We start from the raw sequence: 7,908 nt of genomic DNA, 5'->3' as shown, positions 1-7,908 counted from the left end.
CGCGCCGCTGCCCCACCCCGCCGGGGGGCCCCGCGAGTGGCCGCGTGTCCGCCGCCCGGGGGCGCGCCCCCGCGGACGCCTTCGCCACCGCCCGCGTGGCCCTGCCCACCGCCACGGACGCGCCGACGGCACCCCTGGACCGGCATCCGGCGCGCATCGCCGTCCCGGTGTTCCTGGAGGGATACGCGGCGCAGGAGGACGACGAGGCGCTGACGTTCACCGTGGCCGGACATCCGCTGGCCGTCGACACCGACCGCATCCCGGCCGCGGGACCGCTCACGCCCCAGGCCGTCGCCACATCCGGCGCGTGCATCGGACTGCTCCGCTGGGACGCCGGGGCGTACCGCCTGCAGCCGCTGGCCGTGGAGACGACCGTACGGAAGAAGGCCGTGGCGATCCACGCCGGGGGATGGGCGGGCGGCACGACCGACAAGGCCGGAGTCAAGGCCGAGAAGGCAGCCACCGACGCGGTGGCCGTGCTGCGGGAGCGCGCGGGAAGGCTGCTGCGGAAATGACGGACCACACGACCGGGCGGCCGCCCACTCCTGAGGCCGACCCCCACGACAACCGTCGGCAGGTCCTGTACTGGCGGCTCCTCGCCCGGCTCTTCGACCCCGAGGAGCAGCCCACACTGGAGTCGGCGAGTCTCGCCGTCGTCGAGGACATCGGACTGCCGTCGGCGCTCCTTGACCCGGGGGCCTCCGTCGACTCGATCGTGCAGCGCCACCCGGAACTGGCCGCGGAGTTCGATGGGTTGATGGCACCCGAACCCGAGCATGACGGTGCCCGCGACCGGGCCGCCGAGGTGCGGCGCGCCGCCCTGGTGTCGAAGACGCTGCTCAATGTGTTCGCCACCGGAAGCGGCACGGTCACCGCCGGACAGCTGGCGCGCTGGCAGTCCGACGCGGGCTGGCTGGAGCGCGCGCTCGGCTGCAAGCCCGGCGATCTGCGGGGCGGGCGGGCCGGCGGAGGTTCAGGAGCAGGAGCGGCGACCGGCGGCGGGAGACAGGGCGTCAGCCCGACCGGCACCGGAGGCCGGGGCACGAACCCCGACCTCAGCAGGCTCATCCCGGCGATCGGCCCGGAACTGGGCTCGATCGAGGCCGACCTGGTCAAGCGCATGCACCTGCGGGAGGTCCTCGCCGATCCGAAGCTCGCCTCGCAGCTGACCCCGAGCATGTCGCTCATCGAGCAGCTGCTGCGGGACAAGGACAACCTCTCGGGTGTGGCCCTGGCCAACGCCAAGGCGCTCATCCGCCGCTTCGTCGACGAGGTCGCCGAAGTCCTGCGCACCCAGGTGGAGAAGGCCACCGTAGGCGCCATCGACCGCTCCGTGCCGCCCAAGCGGGTGTTCCGCAACCTCGACCTCGACCGCACCATCTGGAAGAACCTCACCAACTGGAGCCCGGAGGAGGAGCGGCTGTACGTCGACCGCCTCTACTACCGGCACACCGCGCGCAAGACGACGCCCCAGCGGCTGATCGTCGTCGTGGACCAGTCGGGCTCGATGGTCGACTCGATGGTGAACTGCACCATCCTGGCGTCGATCTTCGCCGGGCTGCCCAAGGTGGACGTCCACCTCATCGCGTACGACACCCAGGCGCTCGACCTCACGCCCTGGGTGCACGACCCCTTCGAGACGCTCCTTCGCACCCAGCTCGGCGGCGGCACCGACGGCACGGTCGCCATGGCACTGGCGCAGCCGAAGATCGCCGAGCCCCGCAACACCGTCGTCGTGTGGATCTCCGACTTCTACGAGTGGCGGAGCGAGCCGCTGTTCGAGTCCATGGCGGCCATCCACCGCTCGGGCGCCAAGTTCATCCCCGTCGGCTCGGTGACCAGCTCAGGCCGCGGCAGCGTCAACCCGTGGTTCCGCGAGCGCTTCAAGGACCTCGGTGCGCCGGTGCTCTCCGGCCACATAAAGAAGCTCGTCCACGAGCTCAAGACGTTTCTCGCCTGACGCTTCAGGCCGGGCGCCCGCCTGCGGCTCCCAAAGATCTCCCCTTTACCTGAATCCTTTTCGAGGAAGGCCCTGCCATGTCCGATGTGTTGCGCGCCCCTGCCGAGCTCAAGTACGCCGAGGAGCTGGACTGGCTCGAGTCCGTCGACGACAACCCCAAGCCCTTCTCCTGGCGGCTGTCCCCGAAGATGGTCCGCCTGTTCGTCCTTGGCTCCGAGCGCTCCGACGGCCTGGACCGGAAGATCTCGCAGAAGTGGTTCGGCGACCGCAGCTTCGTCGAGCGCTCCATCGTCACGCTGGCCTCCGACCGCGGGCTGCTGCTCATCGGCGACCCCGGCACCGGCAAGAGCTGGCTCGCCGAGCTGCTCTCCGCGGCGATCAGCCGCAATTCCACGCAGGTGGTGCAGGGCACGGCCGGCACCACCGAGGACCACATCAAGTACTCGTGGAACGTGTCCATGGTCATCGCCAAGGGCCAGTCGCGGGAGTCGATGATCCCCTCGCCGATCATGACGGCGATGGAGACCGGCACGATCGGCCGCTTCGAGGAACTGACCCGTTCCACCAGCGACGTACAGGACGCGCTGATCTCGATCCTGTCCGAGAAGTACATCTCCGTACCGGAGTTGGGCAGCGACGCGGACAGCGACAACATCGTCTTCGCCAAGCCCGGCTTCTCCATCATCGCCACCGCCAACAGCCGTGACCGCGGCGTCAACGACCTGTCGTCGGCCCTCAAGCGCCGCTTCAACTTCGTCCGCATCCCGGTCGTGACGAACAAGAAGAGCGAGACGGAGATCGTCCGTTTCCGTACCGAGGAACTGCTGCGCCGCCACCAGATCGACCTGGACGTGCCGCCGACACTGCTCGACGTACTGCTGCAGAGCTTCGCCGACCTGCGCGCCTCGTCGGCCGCGGCCGCGAGCGACGACGAGAAGCTGGAGTCGGCCCTGTCCACCGCAGAACAGATCGGCGTGCTTGAAGACGCCATCCTGCACAGCAACTTCTTCGGCGAGCGCGCCCTGACCGCGCACACGCTGGCCTCCTCGCTCGTGGGGTCGCTGGCCCGGCGCGAGCCCGAGGACCTGGCCATACTCAACAAGTATCTGCACGGAGTCGTCGAGCCGCGCAGCAAGGAAGTCGGCGGCTCCTGGCCGGAGTTCCTGGAGGGCGGCCGCGACGCGATCGCCACCCTGTCATGAGCGGCACCCAGGCGAGCAACCAAGCGAGTACCCAAGTGAGCACCCACGAGGGCACCTTCGAGGCGCTGCGCGGACAGCTGCAGGAGGCCGCCGCGACCTTTGCCGACGGGCCCGATGCCCTGCAGGGCATCCTCCTCGGCCTGGTCGACGACGTCGACCGCGCGCTCGGCGAACCGCTGGAGATCTTCCCCGTCTGCCATCACTCGCCGGCCTCGGCTCTCGCGATGGCCCGCCGCCTGCGGGAGAAGCAGCCGAAGGTCGTGTACGTGGAGCTGTGCGAGGACATGGCGCCGCTCCTGACCGAACTGCGCAACTGCAGGCTCCCGGTGGCGGTCCAGGCGTTCGCCACCGAGGTCGACGGCTTCCCCGCCGACTGGTCGCCGCTTTCGGTGGTCGCACCGATCACTGAGGCCTCGGCCGAGTACCAGGCGATCGCGTACGCCCTGGACACGCCGGGAGTGGAACTGGTCCTCGTGGACCGTTCGTCGGACCACGTCTTCCAATGGGACACGCGGGGCAAGCGCGCCGAGGACCCGGCCGATCCGGACGCACCTCCCGCCGACGAGGAGGCCGCGCTGCACGGCGACGCGGTCGGCGTGGAGATCGGCGACCTGCGGCCGCGCTTCGCCGAACTGGAGGAGCACCTGCTGCGCCACGGCCGGGTGCGGCACTGGTCGGAGTGGTGGCACCAGTACGTCGAACTGCCGCTGGGCGACAGCGACCACGACACCTACCGCCAGGTGATGCTCCTGATAGGCAGCCTCTTCCGGCGCCTCGCGCCCGGCGACCCGGACCGGGTGCGGGTCGACGAGGACCGCGAGCGCTACATGTGGACCAGGATGCGCGAGCACCTGGCCGCGACCGGCACCGATCCCGCCGACTGCCTCTATGTCTGCGGCGCCTTCCACGCGGCAAGCCGTGTCGAGGAGTTCGGCGTGCACGGCACCGACACCTTCGAGATCAGCCCGCGCAGCGCCACCAAGTGGCAGCACGGCCTGATCCCGTCGAGCCACGCGTCGATCGAGGCGCAGTTCGGCCTCGCCGCCGGTTCGGTGTCCATCGCCGCGACGGTCTGGGCGAAGAACCTCAAGCGCACCAGGACGGAGCCGTACCGCCTCGCGGGACAGGCGGGCGCGAAGAAGAAGTCCAAGGCCAAGAAGGCGGCCGCCGCGCCACCGCCCGCACCGGCGGCCGAGCCCTCGGACAGACTGACCGGCTTCCTGCGGCAGCCGCCCGTCCTCGACCGGCTCGACGAGGCCGAACTGCTCGGCTGGTCCGTGGAGATCGTGCGCGCCGCGCGCCGCAACGGCTATCTCGCCTCCACCGCCGACGCCATCGCGGTGTTCGAGACGTCGATCCTGCTGGCCGGGATGCGCGACCGGGCAAGGCCCACGCCGTACGACTTCCAGGACGCGGCCGTCACGTGCATCGAGAAGGACTCGGTGCCCGGCCGGCGCGACGTACGCCGCCTCGTCGAAATCATGATGGGCGGCGACCGGATCGGGCAGGTCGGCTATGAATCGCTGCCACCGCTGGCCCGCGACGTGCACGACCGCCTCGCACCGCTGAACCTGCCGCTGGAGAAGCGCGGCGTGCAGCGGGCCCTGCTCGACATCGCCGGGCAGCCGGAGCTGGGGCCGTGCTCCGACGTGCTGTGGATGCTGCGCCATCTGATGCCGCACGGCGCCGCACGCCCGATCATGGGCGAGCGGAAGCTGGGGGAGCGGTCCATCCAGGAGTCGTGGGACCTGGCTCTGGGCACCCACCAGCGCGCGCTCATCGAGCTCGGCTACGAGGGCGTCAGCATCGAGCAGGTCCTTGAGCAGCGCCTGCGCCGCACCGCGTACGGCCCGCAGGCCACCGCGGCGACGGTCCTGCAGGCCGTCGAGGACGCGACGCTGTACCTGCGCAGCCGCCGCCTCGCCGACGAACTGGGGACCCGCGCCCTGGAGGTGCTGTCGGCCGAACGCAGCGTGGACGGAGCGCCGGAAGTGCTGCGCCGGGTGCGGCGGCTGCTCGCCCACTACCGCACCAGCGAGCCGACCCTGCCGCCGTGGATCGAGTCCTTCGTCAAGGCGGGTTACGCGCACTACTGCACCCTGCTGCCGACGGCCTTCACCGACGAGGACGCCACCGTGCGCCAGGTGGCGGCGATGCTGGGCTTCCTCTTCAGCATGGAGAGCCTGGCCCTTTCGCTCGGCTGCGACCGGACCCAGCTGGAGCTCGCGGTCGCCCAGTCGCATCCGCAGGACCCGTCGAAGACGGCGCTGCTGTGGGCCTCCCAGACGCAGCTGGGGAACCTGTCCCGTGCGGACCTTCGGGCCAGGTGCGACGAACTCCTGGGCAACCCCCTGGTGGTGCCCGCCTATCCGCAGTACCTGAGCGGCTTCGTGCACGCCCTGGAGCCCGTCCCGGGTCTCACCGACTTCGTCGTGGAGGCGGTGTCCAACGCGTTCGGACGGCTGCCGGACCCGGTGCTGCTGCCGTGGCTGCCGACGCTGATCACCACCCTGCGCGGCAGCGGCACGGACCTGGCGCCGCTCCTCATCCGCGAGGCCGGACGGATCTTCCCGGGCAAGCTCGCGGCGCTCGACGCATGGGTGCCGCCGTGGCTGGCGCAGCCGGAACCGGTGGCGATGAGTCCGGCGGGGCGCGCCGACGGTGCCTCCGGCTGCACGCTGCTCGCCGCTCACCCCGCGACGTGTGACGCGGTGGCGAGCCTGCTCGGCTGCGAGGGGACGTGGGAGACGGCGGATGCGGGCCCGTCGGGTGCCGCACTGGTCGGCCGTCATCCCGAGACGGCACTGGCCCTTGAGGCGCTGCTGTCCGGCGCCTGACCTCGACGGCGTGACCTCCGAACTCGTCCGTGGCTCGCGGCAGTACCGCGAAGCCGCGGGCGAGTTCGTGTTTCCCGGCAGCACGAGCGTTCCGCGAACCCGCGCGTTGCAAGGTCGTGAAGCGAGCCACCGGCACCTTGACCGTGCTTCCGGCCGGCGGCCATGCTCCTGGACATGACCGCGATGCCCCCTCTTGTCCCGCGGCTCCACGTCGACCTGGGCCGTCTCTCCTCGGCCGCGTGTCGCCGGCGCATGGCCTGACCGGCCGCTCCGCGCCCTCTTCGCCCAGCCGCTCGGCGGCTCACTCATACCTCCGCAACACCACCACCATCACCTCAACTCGGCCGACACCGGGGCGAGGTGATCCGTGCTGCCCATCGAATCGATCCGCGCTGCCCATCGAAGGGATACCGGCCCCATGACCTCCGCACCCGCAGTGGAATCCCCGCACGACCCCCAGACCCCCGGCATCGCCGTCCAGAAGGTCGGCGGCCGCATCGGCGCCGTCATCTCCGGCGTCCGCCTCGGCGGCGACCTGGACGAGGCGACCGTGGCCGCCGTCCGCGCCGCACTCCTTGAGCACAAGGTCGTCTTCTTCCGCGACCAGCAGCACCTCGACGCAGAGAGCCACGAGGCCTTCGCCCGGCTGCTCGGCACCCCCGTCGCCCATCCCACCGTCCCGTCCGTCGACGGCCGCTACGCCCTGGGCATCGACAACGACCACGGCGGCCGCGCCAACCAGTGGCACACCGACGTCACGTTCGTGCCCGCCTACCCGGCGTTCTCCATCCTCCGCGCCGAGGTCATCCCGCCCTACGGCGGCAACACGCTGTGGTCCAACACCGCCGCCTACGCCGGGCTGCCCGAGCCGCTGCGGATCCTCGCCGACAGCCTGCGCGGCGTACACACCAACGACTACGACTACGCGGCCGTACGCCCCGGCGCCTCGACGGCGGCGCTCGAACAGCACCGGAAGGTGTTCACCGCGGTCACGTTCCAGACCGAGCACCCCGTGGTGCGCGTCCACCCCGAGACCGGGGAACGCACCCTGATCCTCGGTCGGCGTCGACGGGCGGCGCTCGACGCTGCTCACCCCGCGGTCCGTTCCCGAGCCCGTGCACGGGCTCGCTTCCGGCGCCTCCACGGACGGCACGGTCGCGGAGGGTTCGGGGGGCCTTCAATAAACCTGCACATCGAATACCCGGTCCAGTCACGGTATTCGGCGAACACTTCACACAAAGCCGTGTGTATGAGCCACAGAACAGACGCTATTGGGGACGGAGTGTCCGCTTTGTTGAAGGGAGTCCCGCGGTCTGCCCGATTCCCTCATGTGAAGCTTGTGAAGGAGCTGCCGCCACGCGGTGAACATGCCTGCACGCAGGGGTGATTCGTCCTCGCATTCACAGCCGACGGCCGTCCGACCGATTGGATGTGCGACATCCGAACGTGCTTTGATCCTGCCCACGCGGAATTCGCAGTTTGGGTTCCGCATTCTTAGAAACATCTTTGCAACAACCATGAGAAGGGCAGCTCACATCATGAACTCCACCCCCCAGGTCCAGACCCTCGAGATCTCCGACGCCGACCTCGACAACGTCTCGGGTGGCCTCTCCGCCGCTGCCGTCGGCACCGTGACCGGCGCCGTCGACTCGATCGCCCCGGTCTCCTCCACGGTTGCCGGCGTCGTTGGCGTCGTCGAGGGCACCACCGGCCTGAACACCGCCCCCCTCGCGGGCCTGGCCACCAGCACGGTCGCCGGTCTCTGAGCATCTCGCTCGCTGAGACACCATGATTCGTGAGCCCCGGAACATCCAGTTCCGGGGGGGACCGGCGCCCGAAACAAGGTTGGGGAGAGCCCCCGGGCGGTGCGCCCACCCGCCCCGGCCCAGCGGGGTGGGTGATAAAAATA

General features: G+C 70.4%; 5 protein-coding genes and 1 pseudogene. All 6 read left to right on the top strand.

Going from position 1 to position 7,908, the window contains the following annotated elements:
• Positions 1-515 (top strand): annotated as a pseudogene (locus tag ACFWY6_RS42515) (hypothetical protein); the annotation flags it as partial.
• Positions 512-1,960 carry a VWA domain-containing protein gene (locus ACFWY6_RS42510; protein WP_384702374.1) on the top strand — a complete coding sequence of 483 codons (1,449 nt, stop codon included), beginning with the start codon at positions 512-514 and terminating at the stop codon, positions 1,958-1,960. The pseudogene ACFWY6_RS42515 and the gene ACFWY6_RS42510, both read left to right, overlap by 4 nt.
• 77 nt (positions 1,961-2,037) lie before the next feature.
• Positions 2,038-3,162 carry an AAA family ATPase gene (locus ACFWY6_RS42505; protein WP_360769325.1) on the top strand — a complete coding sequence of 375 codons (1,125 nt, stop codon included), beginning with the start codon at positions 2,038-2,040 and terminating at the stop codon, positions 3,160-3,162.
• A complete protein-coding gene (locus ACFWY6_RS42500) occupies positions 3,159-5,999 on the top strand; it encodes a hypothetical protein (protein WP_384702371.1) in 2,841 nt (946 codons plus the stop codon). The genes ACFWY6_RS42505 and ACFWY6_RS42500 overlap by 4 nt, the downstream gene beginning before the upstream one ends.
• Positions 6,000-6,417: 418 nt before the next feature.
• The gene (locus tag ACFWY6_RS42495; RefSeq protein WP_384702368.1) at positions 6,418-7,386 is read left to right on the top strand and encodes a TauD/TfdA dioxygenase family protein; all 969 of its coding nucleotides are present in this window, start codon (positions 6,418-6,420) and stop codon (positions 7,384-7,386) included.
• A 151-nt stretch (positions 7,387-7,537) separates the two neighbouring features.
• On the top strand, positions 7,538-7,765 hold the full coding sequence (locus ACFWY6_RS42490) for a type A2 lantipeptide (RefSeq protein ID WP_135329083.1): 228 nt from the start codon (positions 7,538-7,540) through the stop codon (positions 7,763-7,765).
• Positions 7,766-7,908: the final 143 nt, after the last annotated feature.

Origin of the sequence: Streptomyces sp. NPDC059037, assembly GCF_042740015.1 — a bacterium.
In the GTDB taxonomy this organism is placed as follows: Bacteria; Actinomycetota; Actinomycetes; order Streptomycetales; family Streptomycetaceae; genus Streptomyces.
The sequence above is the reverse complement of the archived record's forward strand: the minus strand, read 5'-3'. Positions and strand labels throughout refer to the sequence as shown.